Origin of the sequence: Pseudomonas sp. 1D4 (assembly GCF_001728925.1) — a bacterium.
GTDB classification, from domain to species: Bacteria; Pseudomonadota; Gammaproteobacteria; order Pseudomonadales; family Pseudomonadaceae; genus Metapseudomonas; species Metapseudomonas otitidis.
The window spans coordinates 150,818-166,823 of record NZ_LXJQ01000006.1 but is presented as its reverse complement, the minus strand read 5'-3'; the positions used below and the strand labels follow the sequence as shown (position 1 = coordinate 166,823).

The 16,006-nt window shown below is 68.0% G+C and carries 15 protein-coding genes; 3 read left to right on the top strand and 12 right to left on the bottom strand.

Annotation, left to right across the window (positions count from 1 at the left end; genetic code table 11):
* The 12 genes from A7D27_RS05300 to tssA form a co-directional block, all read right to left on the bottom strand.
* On the bottom strand, window positions 1-319 hold a 319-nt coding region (locus A7D27_RS05300; RefSeq protein ID WP_256557146.1), incomplete at its 3' end, for a contractile injection system protein, VgrG/Pvc8 family.
* Window positions 320-435: 116 nt separating this feature from the next.
* The gene (tssH, locus tag A7D27_RS05295) at window positions 436-3,132 is read right to left on the bottom strand and encodes a type VI secretion system ATPase TssH (RefSeq protein WP_069564280.1); all 2,697 of its coding nucleotides are present in this window, start codon (window positions 3,130-3,132) and stop codon (window positions 436-438) included.
* A 2-nt stretch (window positions 3,133-3,134) separates the two neighbouring features.
* A complete protein-coding gene (gene tssG, locus A7D27_RS05290; protein WP_069564279.1) occupies window positions 3,135-4,175 on the bottom strand; it encodes a type VI secretion system baseplate subunit TssG in 1,041 nt (346 codons plus the stop codon).
* Complete coding sequence (gene tssF / locus A7D27_RS05285) at window positions 4,139-5,998, bottom strand: type VI secretion system baseplate subunit TssF (RefSeq protein ID WP_069563104.1); 1,860 nt, start codon at window positions 5,996-5,998, stop codon at window positions 4,139-4,141. The genes tssG and tssF overlap by 37 nt, the downstream gene beginning before the upstream one ends.
* A complete protein-coding gene (gene tssE / locus A7D27_RS05280; RefSeq protein ID WP_069563103.1) occupies window positions 5,995-6,510 on the bottom strand; it encodes a type VI secretion system baseplate subunit TssE in 516 nt (171 codons plus the stop codon). Before tssE ends, tssF begins: the two co-directional genes overlap by 4 nt.
* A 2-nt stretch (window positions 6,511-6,512) precedes the next feature.
* Window positions 6,513-7,298, bottom strand: a complete 786-nt coding sequence (locus A7D27_RS05275; protein ID WP_069563102.1) for a type VI secretion system accessory protein TagJ — start codon at window positions 7,296-7,298, stop codon at window positions 6,513-6,515.
* 54 nt (window positions 7,299-7,352) lie between these two features.
* Window positions 7,353-7,781, bottom strand: a complete 429-nt coding sequence (locus A7D27_RS05270) for a hypothetical protein (protein WP_069564278.1) — start codon at window positions 7,779-7,781, stop codon at window positions 7,353-7,355.
* Window positions 7,778-8,209: a type VI secretion system amidase effector protein Tae4 gene (locus A7D27_RS05265; protein WP_069563100.1), complete on the bottom strand. Its 432-nt coding sequence runs from the start codon at window positions 8,207-8,209 to the stop codon at window positions 7,778-7,780. Before A7D27_RS05265 ends, A7D27_RS05270 begins: the two co-directional genes overlap by 4 nt.
* A gap of 71 nt (window positions 8,210-8,280) precedes the next feature.
* The gene (locus tag A7D27_RS05260; protein ID WP_044407523.1) at window positions 8,281-8,769 is read right to left on the bottom strand and encodes a type VI secretion system tube protein Hcp; all 489 of its coding nucleotides are present in this window, start codon (window positions 8,767-8,769) and stop codon (window positions 8,281-8,283) included.
* Window positions 8,770-8,843: 74 nt separating this feature from the next.
* Window positions 8,844-10,340, bottom strand: coding sequence for a type VI secretion system contractile sheath large subunit (gene tssC / locus A7D27_RS05255; RefSeq protein WP_069563099.1), 1,497 nt, complete (start codon window positions 10,338-10,340; stop codon window positions 8,844-8,846).
* Between the two features lie 12 nt (window positions 10,341-10,352).
* Entirely contained in the window at window positions 10,353-10,868 is a 516-nt protein-coding gene (gene tssB, locus A7D27_RS05250) for a type VI secretion system contractile sheath small subunit (protein ID WP_069563098.1), read from the bottom strand.
* An 86-nt stretch (window positions 10,869-10,954) separates the two neighbouring features.
* Window positions 10,955-11,986, bottom strand: coding sequence for a type VI secretion system protein TssA (gene tssA / locus A7D27_RS05245; RefSeq protein ID WP_069564277.1), 1,032 nt, complete (start codon window positions 11,984-11,986; stop codon window positions 10,955-10,957).
* Window positions 11,987-12,389: 403 nt separating this feature from the next.
* Between tssA and tagH the strand changes: the two genes are divergently transcribed.
* From tagH to tssK, 3 genes are all read left to right on the top strand, one after another.
* Window positions 12,390-14,090, top strand: coding sequence for a type VI secretion system-associated FHA domain protein TagH (gene tagH, locus A7D27_RS05240; RefSeq protein ID WP_069564276.1), 1,701 nt, complete (start codon window positions 12,390-12,392; stop codon window positions 14,088-14,090).
* 82 nt (window positions 14,091-14,172) lie between these two features.
* Window positions 14,173-14,652: a type VI secretion system lipoprotein TssJ gene (tssJ, locus tag A7D27_RS05235; protein ID WP_069564275.1), complete on the top strand. Its 480-nt coding sequence runs from the start codon at window positions 14,173-14,175 to the stop codon at window positions 14,650-14,652.
* Window positions 14,653-14,668: 16 nt separating this feature from the next.
* Window positions 14,669-16,003 (top strand): type VI secretion system baseplate subunit TssK, encoded by a 1,335-nt coding sequence (gene tssK / locus A7D27_RS05230; RefSeq protein ID WP_069563094.1) that lies wholly within the window; start codon window positions 14,669-14,671, stop codon window positions 16,001-16,003.
* Window positions 16,004-16,006: the final 3 nt, after the last annotated feature.

The following is a 16,006-nucleotide window of genomic DNA, read 5'->3' as shown; positions in this document are numbered from 1 at the left end:
AGGTGCGCGACAGCAGCCACAGCCAGGGCCGCAGGGTGACGCGGTAGCCGGCGAACTGGCCGGTGCCGGAGGACTGGCTGCAGCGCGCGGCAATGCCGTGGAAGTAGCGCTGGCCACCGTCGGGCAGCTCCACCGAGACGCCCATGGGCTTGCCCAGCAGCGCGTCGAGTTGCAGGTTGTGGTCTTCGGAGACCAGCTCCAGTTCGTAGTCGAACAGCCGGCCCAGCTCGTCGTGGCCGTCCAGTCGGTCGAGCAGCAGCACATCGCCGCCCAGCGGGCTGCTGACCTTGGCCATGCGTGCCCGTTGTGAAATTGCCATCCCTATACATCCTTAGCGTTGCGCGCGTTACCGGCTGCCCGTCATGTGGCGGCCCGTTACTGCCTGTACACGCTGCCTGGAGATGCGGCGCACCGGTCGGGTACACCGCATCCGTTTCACTCGAAGCGGTAGGTGAACTCGCCGTTCTCGGCGCTCACCTGCACCTTCTCCACCTTGCGGCCTTCCAGCATGCGGTTGAGGAACTCGCGGCTGAGGTCCGGCAGCATGCTGTTGGTGAGGATGGCGTCGATCTGGCGGCCACCGCTCTCGGTCTCGGTGCAGCGGGAGACCACCAGGTCCACCACCTTGTCGTCGAACTCGAACGGCACCTTGTGGCCCGACTCGACGCGCTTCTTGACCCGGCCCAGTTGCAGGCGGGTGATGCTCTTGAGCATCTCGTCGCTCAGCGGGTAGTAGGGGATGGTCACCAGGCGGCCCAGCAGCGCCGGCGGGAAGATCTTCAGCAGCGGCTCGCGCAGCGCCTTGGCGATGCCCTCGGGTTCGGGCATCAGCTCGGGGTCGTTGCACAGGCTGGCGATCAGGTCGGTGCCGGCGTTGGTGGTGAGCAGGATCAGGGTGTTCTTGAAGTCGATCACCCGGCCTTCGCCGTCTTCCATCACGCCCTTGTCGAACACCTGGAAGAAGATCTCGTGCACGTCCGGGTGGGCTTTCTCCACCTCGTCCAGCAGCACCACGCTGTAGGGCTTGCGCCGTACCGCCTCTGTCAGCACGCCGCCTTCGCCGTAGCCGATGTAGCCGGGCGGGGCACCCTTGAGGGTGGAGACGGTGTGGGCTTCCTGGAACTCGCTCATGTTGATGGTGATGACGTTCTGCTCACCGCCGTACATGGCTTCGGCCAGAGCCAGCGCGGTCTCGGTCTTGCCCACGCCCGAGGTGCCCGCGAGCATGAACACGCCGATCGGCTTGCTTGGATTGTCCAGCCCCGCGCGGGAGGTCTGGATGCGCTTGGCGATCATCTCCAGGGCATGGTCCTGGCCGATGATGCGCTTCTTCAGGTGACCGCCCAGGTTGAGCACGGTCTCGATCTCGTTGCGCGCCATGCGCCCGACCGGGATGCCGGTCCAGTCGGCCACCACCGAGGCCACCGCCTGGTAGTCCACGGTCGGCAGGATCAGCGGGTCCTCGCCCTGCAGCGTGCTCAGGCGTGCCTGCAGGTCGGTGAGCTGGGCGCGCAGGGCGTCCAGTTCCTCGGGGGCCAGCGGCGGGGTGTCGGCACCGCCTTCGCGACTGGTGCCGTCCACCGGCTCGGCGGCGGCACGCAGGCGGGCGCGGGTGGCCAGCAGCTCGTCCACCAGGGCCTTCTCCTCGGCCCAGCGGGCTTCCAGTTCACTCAGGCGGGCGCGCTCGGCGTCCAGGGCGGCCTGGGTGTCCACCTGGCGGCTGCCGATGGCCACGCCGATGGCGTGTTCACGGCCGATGATGGCCAGCTCGGTCTCCAGCGCCTCGATACGGCGGCGGCTGTCGTCCACTTCCGCCGGTACGGCGTGCAGGCTGATGGCGACGCGGGCGCAGGCGGTGTCCAGCAGGCTCACGGACTTGTCCGGCAACTGGCGCGCGGGGATGTAGCGGTGGGACAGCTTGACCGCCGCTTCCAGCGCCTCGTCGAGGATCTGCACCTGGTGGTGCTGCTCCATGGTCGAGGCCACACCGCGCATCATCAGGATGGCGCGGTGCTCGGAGGGCTCGTCCACCTGCACCACCTGGAAGCGGCGGGTGAGGGCAGGGTCCTTCTCGATGTGCTTCTTGTATTCGGCCCAGGTGGTGGCCGCGACGGTGCGCAGGGTGCCGCGCGCCAGGGCCGGCTTGAGCAGGTTGGCCGCATCGCCGGTGCCGGCGGCGCCACCGGCACCGACCAGGGTGTGGGCTTCATCGATGAACAGGATGATCGGCTTCTCGGAGCTCTGGACGTCCTCGATCACCTGGCGCAGGCGCTGTTCGAACTCGCCCTTCATGCTGGCACCGGCCTGCAGCAGGCCGACGTCCAGAGCGCGCAGCTCCACGTCCTTCAGCGAGGGCGGCACGTCGCCGGCGACGATGCGGTGGGCGAAGCCCTCGACCACCGCCGTCTTGCCCACACCGGCCTCGCCGGTGAGGATCGGGTTGTTCTGCCGGCGGCGCATGAGGATGTCCACCAGCTGGCGGATCTCGTCGTCACGGCCGACGATCGGGTCCAGCTTGCCGTTGCGGGCCTGCTCGGTGAGGTCTACGGTGAAGCGCTTCAGGGCTTCCTGCTTGCCCATGGCCGCCGGGGCCATGGCGCCGCTGGCTTCGCCCGGGGCGCCGGCGTTGAAGCCGTCGGTGGCGGTCAGGGCGTTCTCGGGGGAGGCGCCGACCACTTCGTCGAAGCGCTCGGTGAGGGTGTCCACCTTCAGCTTCTCGAACTCGCGGGAGATGGACAGCAGCGCGTTGCGCAGGCTCGGGGTCTTGAGGATGCCCACCACCAGGTAGCCGGTGCGCACCTGGCTCTCGCCGAACATCAGGCTGCCGTACACCCAGCCGCGCTCCACGGCTTCCTCGACGTGGGAGGACAGGTCGGTGATGGAGGTGGAGCCGCGCGGCAGGCGGTCCAGGGCCTCGGTGATGTCCTTGGCCAGGCGTGCCGGCTCGATGCTGAACTGGCGGATGATCTGGTGCAGGTCCGAGTCCTGCAGCTGCAGGATCTGGTGGAACCAGTGCACCAGCTCCACATAGGGGTTGCCCCGCAGCTTGCAGAACACCGTGGCGGCTTCGATGGCCTTGTAGGCCAGGCTGTTCAGCTTGCCGAACAGCGCGGCGCGACTGATTTCTCCCATTTTCACTCTCCTCGATCCGGGTATTGGCGCGGCGTGGCGTCGGCGTAGTGGCGTGCCAGCAGCAGGTCCTTTGCGTCCTGGCCGGGGGTGCCGAGCCAGGTGTTGAAGCCGAGTCGGTCCCCGCCGGACAGCGTCAGCGGCGGGACATCCTCACGTTTGAGGACCAGGTTGGCGTCCCAGTCCAGTTCTTCTCCCAGGTACTCGGCCACCCAGGCGGCCAGTTCGTGGAACAGTTCGCCGCCCGGCAGGAAGCGCTGGTACTGCGAGAGGTCCAGCGGGCCGATGCAGATGCGGAACTTGTGCTGGCGGTCCCACACGTGGGTGCCCAGGCACAGGTCCATCCCCAGGGTGTTGGCGGCTGCGCCCAGGCGGCTGCGTTCGGGCAGCTCCAGCCACTGGCCGACGTATTCCTCGATGGCCACCGGCACGCCGAAGAACTCCGCGAGGATGGTGCGCAGGCCGTCCGGGTAGCGCGTCTGCGCCGCCAGGTGGCCGGTGTAGTAGTAGCGCGCGGCGTCGTCGATGGGGCCCTGGCCGAGCAGGCTTTCCATGCCCCGGCCGGAGAGGGCGCCCAGGCGCGGCGACCAGTAGTCCTGGTCGGGGCGGTCCATGCTCACCGTCGGCCGGGCTTCGGCCCAGGCGCGGTAGAAGAGCGTCAGCAGGCGGTGCGTGAAGACGTCGAGGAAGCGCTTGAAGGTGGCGTCGGCGCTGTTGCGCTGGCGCTCCCGGGCGTACTCGGTCAGGTGCAGCGGCAACGGCCCGTTGGGCCCGGTGAGGCCGAAGAAATACTGCTCGATGCGCGGTGTGCCGTCGGGGTTGTGCTCGACGCTGGCCAGGGTCGCCGGGGCGAAGCCGCAATCGGGCTTCTGGCCCAGGCGCAATGGGTCGTCGGCCAGGCGCAGGGAATGGCCCAGGCGCGGCCGGTCGGGGTATTCGCACTCGATGCGGCGCAGCGCCTGGAAGAAGTCGTAGTTCCAGGGCGCGGCTTCCATTTCCGCGAGGGTGTCTACAGATTCGGACGACGTCCGGGCTTCGCCCGCCATCGCATCACCTCGCCCCGTTCAGTGGTCCGCAACACCGTTTCGGTGAAGCTGTTGATCGACACGTAGCGTGTCAGGAAACGTTCCAGCACCGAGGCCAGCACGAACACGCCGGTGCCGCGGAAGGCGTTCTCGTCGAACTCCAGGTCGATCTCCAGGCCGCGCCCGAAGACGATCGGCCCCGGCATCGGCAGGCGCCGGGTGCAGGGTTTGCTGGCGACCTTGCGCAGGCCTTCGATCTGCATCTGCAGGGCCTGGTCGTTGGACTCGCCGTACAGCCGCAGCATCTCGCGCAGGGCGGCAGCGCCCTGGCCGTCCTGGCTCAGCGACAGGTAGTTGAGCGACAACTGGCTGATCAGCCGCCAGGCGCTGGCGTCATGGGCGCGGCTGGCCTTGGGCCGGCTCGGGCCCGCCAGGCAGCGCACGGCCTGCACCGGGGCGCTGTCTTCCAGGGTGAAGTCGCTGCGCCCGGTGCCCACCGGCATGAACAGCGGCAGGTCACGGTTGGTGCACAGCGCGCCGATGCCCAGTTGGCGCAGGTCGTGGCGGTGGGGCGCCTGCTTGGCGTCCACCAGGGAAATGAAGGTCTCGCTGCCGATGTAGGTGGAGCGCGGCCCCTTGCGACGCTGGTTGCTGGAGAGCACGCGGGGTTCGCGGCGCACCGTGTACCAGGCCTGCTCACGGCCGTAGCGCGAGGGGTCGCGCACGGCATAGAAGGGCTGGAAGGGCTGCTCCGGGCCGGCGCCGTGGCCGGTCACCTCGGTGAGGCTGTGCACTTCGAAGTCCAGCGGGCGGGTGCGGTCGACGATCACATGGTGCTCGTTGACCCGCTCGTTGATGTGGATGCGGTCCGCCCGGCGCGGGAACAGGTTCACCGCCGGGGTGCAGAACAGGCGGAACAGGTCGGCACCGATGCTGCCTTCCAGGGTGCTGTCCAGGCGGTTGAACAGCACGATGATCTCCAGTTCCTGGCCGGCGCAGCGCTGCACGGGGCGGCGCAGGTTGGCCAGGTCGACGAACAGGAAGCGGTTGGGCAGGGCGAAGTATTCCTGCAGCAGGCGGTAGCCCTGGAAGGCGCGGGGCACCACCGGCAGCACCGCGTCCTCGTCGTCGAAGCCGCGCGAGCGCAGGCTGTCCGGCGGCAGGCGCTCCACCCACTCGCCGCCGGGGGCCTGGGCGAACACCGCGCAGGCGTTGGCCATCAATTGCTCGTAGAGGCGGAAGGGCTGCTCGTCGGCACCGTGGAGGAAGAAGGTCAGGTCTTCCAGCGACAGGCTGTTGAACGGCAGGCCCGCCCCGGTACGCAGGCGCAGGCGCAGGCCGGCCTTGGCGCCGGGCTCGCTGGCGGCCAGGCGGCCGAGGGCCGCAGCGGGGTTGCCGAAGTATTCGGCCTTGGTCACTTCCAGCGGCCACAGGTGGACCGGCTGGGCGGTGCGGTATTCGCAGGCGGTCTGCGCGTCGGCGCCCAGGCTGGCCCGCAGCGAGGCGTTGCGCGGCACCACGAAGCCGCTGGCCAGCGACCCCTCGTTGGGATCGGCCTGCAGTTGCACCACGGTCATCGACGGGGTCGGCGCCAGGTAGTGCGGGTAGGCGATCTCCAGCAGGTTGTGGGTGAAGGTCGGGTATTCGGCGTCTAGCTTGAGCTGCACGCGGGCGGTGAGGTAGGCGAAGCCTTCCAGCAGGCGCTCGACGTAGGGGTCGGCGCAGTCGATGCCGGAGAGCGTCAGGCGCCCGGCGATCTTCGGGTACTCGCTGGCGAACTCGGCGGCACTCTCGCGGATGTGCTGCAGCTCCTGGTTGTAGTACTCCAGCAGGCGCGGGTTCATTTGCGCCTCCTGGCCTGTTCGGCGGGCACCACGCGGACGTGGCCGGTCTCCAGGTCGAGGTCGGTGGTGAGCAGCATGCGCAAGGGCACGGGTTCGGCCCACAGGTCGCCCTCGATCTCGAAGGACAATGCGTTGTGGTTCATCTGGTCGGCTGCCAGTTGGGCGCGTACACGCAGGGTGGAGCGGATGATGCGCGGCTCGTAGCCGGCGATGGTCTCGGTGAGCAGGGCCTCGATGGCCTGCACGTCGACGCTGGAGGCGGTGTGCCCGGCCAGCGGCGGCAACCCGTAGTTGACCACCGAGCTGCCGGCCTGGATCTCGCCGGAGGTGTCGCTGTCGAGCGGCGCAATGGTGTTGAACAGCCAGGCCAGGTCACGCAGGACCGAGGCCTTGAGCTGGGTGAGGGAGAGCACGCGCTTGTCGGCACTCTCCTTCGGGTTGCCCGGATCGTCGTCGGTGAGGCGATCGAGCAGGGACGGTTGCAGGCGTTCCTGCAGCGTCAGGTCGGCCATGTTCAGGCGCTCGGCTGCTCGAAGGCGAGGGTGCGCACCTCGAACAGGGCGACGTCGCCTTCATCGGTGACGAACAGGCGCTGGCCCAGGGGCAGGCCGCTGTCCAGCCAGTCGGTCTTGCGCGCCAGGCGGATGGCGCCGTCGGCGTCGTCCTGGCTGCCCGGGTAGCGGCTGGGGATCAGGCCCACGGTGGTGCCGCCGTTGACCAGGGTGATCTCCACCGGCAGCCACACCAGGTCGCGCAGGTCGGTGGGGGCTTCGATGGCCAGGTGCTGGATGTTGTGCATCGGCAGCCACACGTAGCGGCCGTTGACGATCAGCTCCAGCACCGGGCCCAGGCGCGGGTCGGCGTCGGCCAGCCACTGGAAGGGCTGCTCGTTGATCTGCCCGGCCATCGCCGGTGCAGCGTCGAAGGCGGCGTCACGCAGGGCCTGGGCGGCTTCGGGCTGGCCGTCGGCGTCGTGCTTGAGGGCCTGGATCAGCGGCGCCACCCAGTCAGCGGGTTCGCCCAGCACCACCGGGGTGAGGCGGCCGGCGAACACTTCGGCACGCAGGGCCTCGCATTCCAGGGCGGTGCGGTAGGTCTGCACCATGGCCAGGGCGCCGGCATCCAGCTCGCCGGCCACCTTCAACTGGTTGTTGGCGCGGCTCCACTGACCGAGCACGGCCAGCAGCTGGAACAGGAAGACGCGCAGCTCGGCGTTGGCCGGCTGGGTGCGGACCTGGTCCTGGAGGGCCTTGAGGGCGTCGTCGACGCGGCCGGCGCGCAAGAGTTCTTCAGCGTTCATGGTCGTCCTGTCTGCAGCGTGGCTGCATTGAATAGGGCTCTTGGGGAATCCGGCTCACCAGTCGAAAGGTCCGGTGAACAGTTTCTGGTCCCATGGCCCGCGCGGGCAGCTGGCGTTGGTCATGGGGGCCGAGGCCTGCAGCGTGCCCTGGCGCAGGCGCACGGCCTGCAGGCGGGTCACGCAGCCCTGGCCGGGGGGCGCTTCCGGCTGGCTGTGCTGCACCAGCAGGATGGGCACCGCGCCCTGGTTTTCGATACGCGGCGCGCCCTCGGCGTTGCGGTGGAATTCGCAGGGCGAGGGCAGGGCAAGTTCAAGGCGGCCGGCGGGGTGCACCAGGGTGCAGCGGCCGGCCTGGTCTTCCAGGTGCAGGACCTGGTCGCCCAGCATGGCCTGCTCGGGCGCGGCCGGTCCGGGCGTGGTGGCGGCGCAGGCGTTCAGGCTGGGGAGCAGGGCGCAGGCGAGGAGCAGGGTGGGGCGGGTCATGCCAGCTCCCAGAACCAGACCTGGGCGGCGCGATTGGCCGGGTCGTCGTAGGTCTTGGTCAGGCCACGGTTCCACAGGTCGATGTGGTCGCCGGTGGCGCGGGTCTCGCCGCTGCGGGTGAAGCAGTCCTTGAAGAAGATGATGCCGGTGCGCTCGTTGAGCGTGCGCTTGGCGGCGGCACCGTCGGTGAAGATCTGCGGACGTCCCAGGTGGTTTCGCCACAGCCAGTTGGCCAGCGACTCGGCTCCACGGGCGTGGCCGTGTGCGCACTTGGGTTCCGGGTAGGTGTTGCGGTCGATGGTGATGGACCGTTCGGCGTTGAGCGTGAGGCTCATGCGGATCGCGCACTGGTTGTCCCAGCCGCCGTCGCACGGGTACTGCTCGGTCGGGTAGTTGTTCCAGAGGTTGATGAACGCAGGCTTTGCCATGGGGGTCGCCTCGCCGGGAGGAGGGTGGAGCAGCAACGGTCCCGGCAGGGCCGGGACCGTTGGCGAAGACATCAGATCTTCACGTTCTCGCGGATGTTCCAGCCGTACTTGACCGGGCCGCCGTCCTTCGCGCCATCCGCTTTCTGCGGCTGGTAGTCCACCTGGACCTGGGCGAAGTTGAGGCTGATGTTCTCGGTCAGACGGTCTTCACCGCCGCTGCCGCCGGTGCTCACGGAGGAAATCAGGACTTCCTTCATGGTGATGATCACGTACTCCACCGGGTTCTCGCCGCCGGCCTTGCGGATGGTCAGCTTGGCTTCCGGGAAGTGCTTGCCGTTGGAGCAGGCCATCATCAGGTTGGGGCTGGACTTGTCGATGTACTTGGTCAGGGACAGGTCCTGGACGCTCACCTTGCCGGCGCCGCCACCACCACCCTGGTGCATGTTGCCGGACTGGGACATGCCCCAGCTCCAGGCCAGTACGTCGATTTCCTTGGCGTGCACCTTGTCGGCGGACTCACCCTCGATGTCCCCGATCTTGATGAACATATCAACAGCCATCTATTCCTCCTTCGTGGCTTTCGCCACCTTGTCAGGCGCGCCCGCCACCTGGCAGGCGCTTAAAGTGACGCGCTTCAGGCCCCCTTGGCCGAAGGCAGCTTGGATACCAGGCGCAGCGACACGGTCAGCCCTTCGAGCTGGTAGTGCGGGCGCAGGTAGAACTTGGAGCTGTAGTAGCCCGGGTTGCCTTCCACTTCCTCGACCACCACCTCGGCGGCGGCCAGCGGGTGCTGGGCCTTGGTGGTTTCGGTGGAGTGCGCCGGGTCACCGTCGACGTAGTTCAGGATCCAGTCCTGCAGCCAGCGCTGCATGTCGTCCTTCTCCTTGAACGAGCCGATCTTGTCGCGAACGATGCACTTCAGGTAATGCGCGAAGCGGCAGGTGGCGAACAGGTACGGCAGGCGCGCGGCCAGGTTGGCGTTGGCGGTGGCGTCCGGGTCGTCGTATTCGGCCGGCTTCTGCAGCGACTGGGCGCCGATGAAGGCCGCCAGGTCGGTGTTCTTCTTGTGCAGCAGCGGCATGAAGCCGTTCTTCGCCAGCTCCGCCTCGCGGCGGTCGGAGATGGCGATCTCGGTCGGGCACTTCATGTCCACGCCACCGTCGTCGGTGGGGAAGGTGTGCGCCGGCAGGTTCGGCACTTCGCCACCGGACTCCACGCCACGGATGCGCGAGCACCAGCCGTAGAGCTTGAACGAGCGGTTGATGTTCACCGCCATGGCGTAGGCCGAGTTGGCCCAGGTGTACTTGCTGCTGTCGGCGCCGGCGGTGTCTTCCTCGAAGGCGAACGCCTCCACCGGGTCGGTCTTGGCACCGTAGGGCAGGCGGGCCAGGAAGCGCGGCATGGTCAGGCCGATGTAGCGCGCATCCTCGGACTCGCGCAGCGAGCGCCAGCCGGCGTATTCCGGGGTGGTGAAGATCTTGGTCAGGTCACGCGGGTTGGACAGCTCCTGCCAGGAACCCATGCCCATCACGGTGGGGGAGGCAGCGGAGATGAACGGCGCGTGCATGGCGGCGGAGACCTTGGCGATCTCGCCCAGCAGCTCCACGTCCGGCGGGGACTGGTCGAAGTAGTAGTCGCCCACCAGGCAGCCGTAGGGCTTGCCGCCGAACTGGCCGTATTCCTCTTCGTAGAGCTTCTTGAAGATCGGGCTCTGGTCCCAGGCGGTGCCTTTGAACTTCTTCAGGGTCTTGTGCAGCTCGCCCTTGGAGATGTTCAGCACGCGGATCATCAACTGCTCGTCGGTCTCGGTGTTGTTGACGAGGTAGTGCAGGCCGCGCCAGGCGCTTTCCAGTTGCTGGAAGTCGGCGTGGTGCATGATCAGGTTGACCTGATCGGTGAGCTTGGCGTCGATCGCGGCAATGATCGACTCGATCGACTTGATCGCGTCATTGGAGATCAGGTTGGTCTGCTGCAGCGCATGCTCGGCCAGGGTGCGCACGGCGGTTTCCACCGCTTCGCGCGCCCGGTCGGTCTTGGGCTTGAATTCCTGCAGCAGCAGCGAGGCGAACTCGCTGGTCTGCTCGGTGGTCTGGCCGGCCTGGGGCGCGGCGTCGGTCATCAACTCGGCCATCTGGTTGTCCTCTTAGGCTTGCGGCTCGTTGTCCTGCGGCTTCGGTGCGCTGGCCAGGGCCTGCAGCAGGGCCGGGTCCTTGATCGCTTTCATGATCAGTTCTTCAGCGCCGGTCTTGCCGTCCATGTAGGTCAGGAGGTTGGCGAGCTGGGTGCGGGCTTCGAGCAGTTGGTTCAGGGAGTCGACCTTGCGCGCCACGGCGGCCGGGCTGAAGTCGTCCATGTTCTCGAAGGTGATGTCCACGGAGAGATTGCCTTCGCCGGTCAGGGCGTTGGGCACGTTGAACGCGACGCGCGGCTTCATGGCCTTGAGGCGCGAGTCGAAGTTGTCGACGTCGATCTCCAGGAACTTGCGGTCGGCGACGGCGGCCAGCGGCTCGGCCGGCTTGCCGGCGAGGTCGGCCATCACGCCCATGACGAAGGGCAACTGCACCTTCTTCTCGGCGCCGTAGAGCTCCACGTCGTACTCGATCTGGACGCGGGGTGCGCGGTTGCGCGCGATGAATTTCTGACTGCTGGTGCTACCCATGGTTGCTCCTCCTTCGCTGCCTGTTCGGCTGTTGGGGCGTCATCGGCCGCTAGCCGGTAACGGATGCACGGTCTGCCGGGTCGGGATTACTCGGACTCGGGGCCGCGCAAATTCTCGAATTGCGACATCCCATCGGGGATGAGGTTGCGCACGATCTCGGCGAAATCCGCCGTGACCAGCTTCCGGGCGCGCTTGAGCAGCATCGGAACCGGGCTGGAGGGCTCCAGGCGCTCGTAGTAGGCGAGGATGCGGTCCAGCGTGCGCAACACGTCGTCGCGGTTGTTGATCTCGTGGGGGGCGGCGCGCGGTGCGCTGGCCACGGCGACCGGGCTCTCGCCGGCACTGCCGTCGCTGTCACCCGGCGCGGCGTCTTCGGCCGGCGCGCTGTCGTCCAGGGGCGCGTGCTCCTTGACGATCTGCAGGGCCTGGCGGATCAGTTGCTTGAGCGGGGTGAGGTCGGCGCTCTGGGCCGAGCCGACCTGGTCGGACAGCGTCGACTCGATGGCCGCCAGTGCGGACTGGGCATCGGTGAGGGCCTGGCGGGTGCTTTCCAGCAGCGCCGGGTCGGTGTCGCGGAAGGCGCCCTGGAGCTGCTCGGCGGTCAGCGTCTCGCTGGGAAACCGCTGCAGGTCGAGGGCATTCAGGGCAGCACGCAAGCTGACCGCTCCGAAGGCACGGGAGCTGGTCAGTTTCGCCTCGCGCACCAGGCGGATCACCGGCTCGCAGGCGAGGCCGGTGAGGGCGTTGATGCGGAAGGTCGGGTCGTTGTCGTCGTCGGCGTCGAGCTGCGGATACAGGCCATCCCAGTACTGGGTCAGCAGCTCGCGCACCAGCGTCAGGCTCTGAGCGAGGCCGGCGAGGCCTTCCAGAGCGATGGCGCTCTGCAGGAAGTAGTTGGCGATGCGCAGGTCCTTGCTGCGGCCCAGCAACTGGCTGGACAGCTCGCGCACGTCGCGCCACGCGGGCGGTTCGGCAGGCAGCACGGAATCGCCCATCTGACGTTCGGGCTGGCCTTGGGCGATTCGTTCGAGTTCGAGATACGAGGCGTCGTATTCGAGGTCATCACCGCACGGGGACTCGGCGGAAACGGGGGAAAGCAGATGCGACACGTCCACCACGGCGGGTGTTCTCCTTGTCAGGGCAGGGGCGAGCATGGTTCTGGAGCAGACGTACGACTTGATCACAGTCCCTTGGATCAACGTCCTGGTGACGCCATTTTTCTGGCTTCAACCGCTGCAACTCCCGTCCATTTTTCGGGCCGCATTTTGCCCTTGTCAAGACAAACGCGAACCACAACCGACAGATGTGCGCTAGTCGACGCTAGCCTCTTCGGATTGTAAAAGTTTACTTTTTTCGTTCTAAGATAAGTCGGCTAAAGCCATCAGATTTTTCTTCGCTGAGAGTCTTCGCACGGCTTGGCGAAACAGGGGCACGTGCAGGGTCCGGACCGGCGCGCTGTTGCACGGCATCGAAGGGTTCGGTGTTCGCGCCCCTCTTCAGTGAGATGTGCAAGGAGTCGCAATGCCACTGCGTTTGACCATCACCAGTTATCACAAGCTCACTCCCGGGCAGCGCCCCGATGCCGAGCTGGACCGTGGTGAACTGAGGATAGGTCGTGGTACGGAAAACGACTGGGTGCTCCCCGACCCCGAGCGCCTGGTGTCCAGCCAGCACTGCACCATCCAGAGCCGCGACGGCGTCTACTACCTCACCGACACCAGCACCAACGGCGTGATGCTCGCGCAGTCGGGCATCCGTCTGCGTCGGGGCAACAGCGAGCGCCTCAACGATGGTGAAGTGCTCAAGCTCGGCGAGTACGAAATCCTCGTGCAGATCACCGCGCCGGCCACTTCGCAGCCGTTCTCCAGTGGTTCGGCGGCTGCCCCTTCGGTGGGCGGTGCGGACCCGTTCAGCAGCTTCGATGCGCTGATGAACCGGCAGGTTGCCTCCAGCGCCATCCCCGAGCCCTACACCGCACCTTCGGCCACCCAGATGCCCATGGGCGGCTCGCCGCTCGACACCAAGCCGGACCTGTTCGACTTCCTCAACCCGGCCCCGCCGCCGGCAGCCGCTATTCCCGACCACGTGCCCGCCGAGCGCCATGACTTCCGCCCGCCGACACCGGTGGCACCGCCCGCGCCGCCGCTGCCCAGCGTGACGCCGCCGCCGGCTGCTGCCGCCGAGGCCCATGCGATCCCGGCTGATTGGGACCCCTTTGCCGACCTCGGCCTCTCCACCCCGTCGGCGGCTCCGTCGATCCCGGTGCCGATGCCCACGGCCGCCACGCCCCAGGTGCCCGAGCCGGCGCCAGCGCAATTGCCCGAGGACTTCTTCGCCGGGATCGGCGCGCCCGCCAGCGATGCCCAGGCCACCTCCGTGCCGCCGCCCCAGGCCGCTGCCCAGCCGGACCCGATGGCCATGCTGTTCGGCAGCACCCCGTTCGAGCCGGGCCCGCAGACCGAGGCGCCGATGGCCGAGCCGGTGGAGGTGTCCGGCGCTCCCGCGTTGACGCCTGCCGCCCAGGCCACCCACGCCGCCATCGCCACCCCGCCGGCGGAGCCCGTTGCCGCGGCCATGCCGGTGCCGACGCTGCCTGCTGCCACGCCGCCCCCGGTTGCTGCCCAGGCGCCTCAGGGCGAGTTGCTGGAAGCCTTTCTGCGCGGTGCCGGGCTGTCCCAGTTGCGCATCGACCATGCCGAGGCGGCCGCGCAGATGGAGGCCATCGGGCGCAGCTACCGGCTGATGGTGGACGGGCTGGTGGACGTGCTGCGTGCGCGTTCCAGCCTCAAGGGCGAGTTCCGCATGTCGCAGACCATGATCCGCCCGGTGGAGAACAACCCGCTCAAGTTCGCTCCCAATGCGGACGAGGCGCTGCTGCTCCTGCTGCGCCACGGCAACGCCGCCTTCATGCCGCCGGACCAGGCGGTGAAGGAGAGCTTCGATGACGTCAAGGCACACCAACTGGCCGTCATGGCCGGTGTGCAGGCTGCCATCAAGCACCTGCTCAAGCGCTTCGAACCCGCCGCCCTCGAAGCCCGCCTGAGCAAGCCATCGGGCCTGTCGGCCCTGCTGCCGGGTTCTCGGCAGTCGCAGTACTGGGAACTGTTCACCGACCTCTACGCGAGCATCTCGCGGGAGGCCGAGGATGACTTCCAGGACCTGTTCGGACGCGAGTTCAGTCGCGCCTACGAGGAGCACAGCGCCAGGTTGCGCGGTGGTTAGCGCCGCCCGCCTGCCGGGGCATGGCCAGGCCCGTCCCGCCGTCGCTTCCGTGGATCAACAGCCGTCAACGAGGACGTACCGAATGCCAAGGATTCTTCTGCTCGCCGTAGCCGCGCTGCTCAGCGCCTGCGCCTCCGAGCCGGAAAAGGATGCACCGCCGCCGCCCACCGTGGTGCAGTTGCAGATCGAAGCCAGTGTCGACCTCAACGCGCTGCCCGGCGGCGCCGGCACGCCGGTGCGGGTGCGCCTGTACGAGCTGCGCAACGCCACCACCTTCAGCCGTGCTGATTACTTCTCCCTGGTGGACAAGGCCCAGGCGACCCTCGCCGCCGACCTGGTCGCCCAGGACGAACTGCTGGTCAAGCCGTCCGATCGCCAGATGCAGGAGCGCACCCTCGACGAGGGCACCCGGCAGTTCGGCATCGTCGTTGGCTACCGCGAACTGGATGCCGCCGTCTGGCGCGATGTCATCACCGTGCCGCTGAACCAGACCAGCGCCTACAGCCTCAAGTTCGGCGCACGCGGCGTGACCGTCGCGCCGGCGCCCATCACCGAACACTGAAAAGCGGAGACAGCCCATGTCATGGAACAACCGTGTGGTCTGGTCGGAAGGGATGTTCCTGCGTCCGCAGCACTTCCAGCAGCATGACCGTTACCTCGAAGCCCTGGTGGAAGGGCGCTGCCGTTCGCTGCGCCCCGGCAGTTGGGGATTCTCCGAGTTGAAGATCGACGAGTCACTGCTCACCCAGGGCAAGCTGGCCATCATTTCCGCCCGCGGCCTGCTGCCCGACGGCACCCCCTTCGACATCCCCGGCGACGACCTGGCGCCGGAGCCGTTCGACGTGGACGAGAGCCTGCGCGACGGCATCATCTACCTGGCCCTGCCGCTCAAGCGGGCCGGCGCCCGCGACACGGTGGAGGAGGGCGAGGAGCTGGGCGGTGCCCGTTACCGCAGCCAGGTGCGTGAAGTGCGCGACGACAACGCCGCCTTCGAGAGCCGCGCCCCCGTGTCCATCGGCGGCCGTGCCCTGCGCCTGGTCACCGAGCGCGACGGCCTGGGTGAATACGCCACCGTGGGTGTGGTGCGGGTGCTGGAGAAGCGTGCCGACCGCGCCGTGGTGCTGGACGAGTCCTACATCCCGCCGCTGCTGGACGTGGCCGTTTCCAAACCGCTGGCGGCCTTCCGCAGTGAGCTGCTGGGCCTGCTGCACCAGCGTGGCGAAGCCCTGGCCGGCCGCGTGGTCGCCTCCGGCGCGGGCGGTGCCTCGGAAATCGCCGACTTCCTGCTGCTGCAACTGGTCAACCGTGCCGAGCCCCTGGTGGCGCACCTGGCACGCATCGCCCCGCTGCACCCCGAGGACTTCTACCGCGAGGCCGTGGCCCTGGCCGGCGAGTTCTCCACCTTCACCGCCAGCGGCCGGCGCCCGGCCGAATACCCGGCCTACCAGCACGACGACCTGGCCAGCAGCTTCGCCCCGGTGATGCTGGCCCTGCGCCAGGCCCTGTCGATGGTCATCGACAGCCGCGCGGTGCCGATCCCCATCGTCGAGAAGGCCTACGGCGTGCACGTGGCGATGCTGGCCGACCGCACCCTGCTGGAGAACTCCGCGTTCATTCTCGTGGTGCGTGCCGATGTGCCCGGCGAATCCATCCGTGGCCACTTCCCGCAGCAGGCCAAGGTGGGGTCGGTCGAGCACATCCGCGACCTGGTCAACCTGCAACTGCCGGGCATCGGCCTGCTGCCGCTGCCGGTGGCGCCGCGCCAGTTGCCGTACCACGCCGGCAGCACCTATTTCGAACTGGACCGTGGCAGCGACCACTGGAAGCAGTTGGTGCATTCCGGCGGCTTCGCCTTCCACATCGCCGGCAAGTTCCCCGGCCTCAACCTGGCCTTCTGGGCCATCCGGAGTTAATTC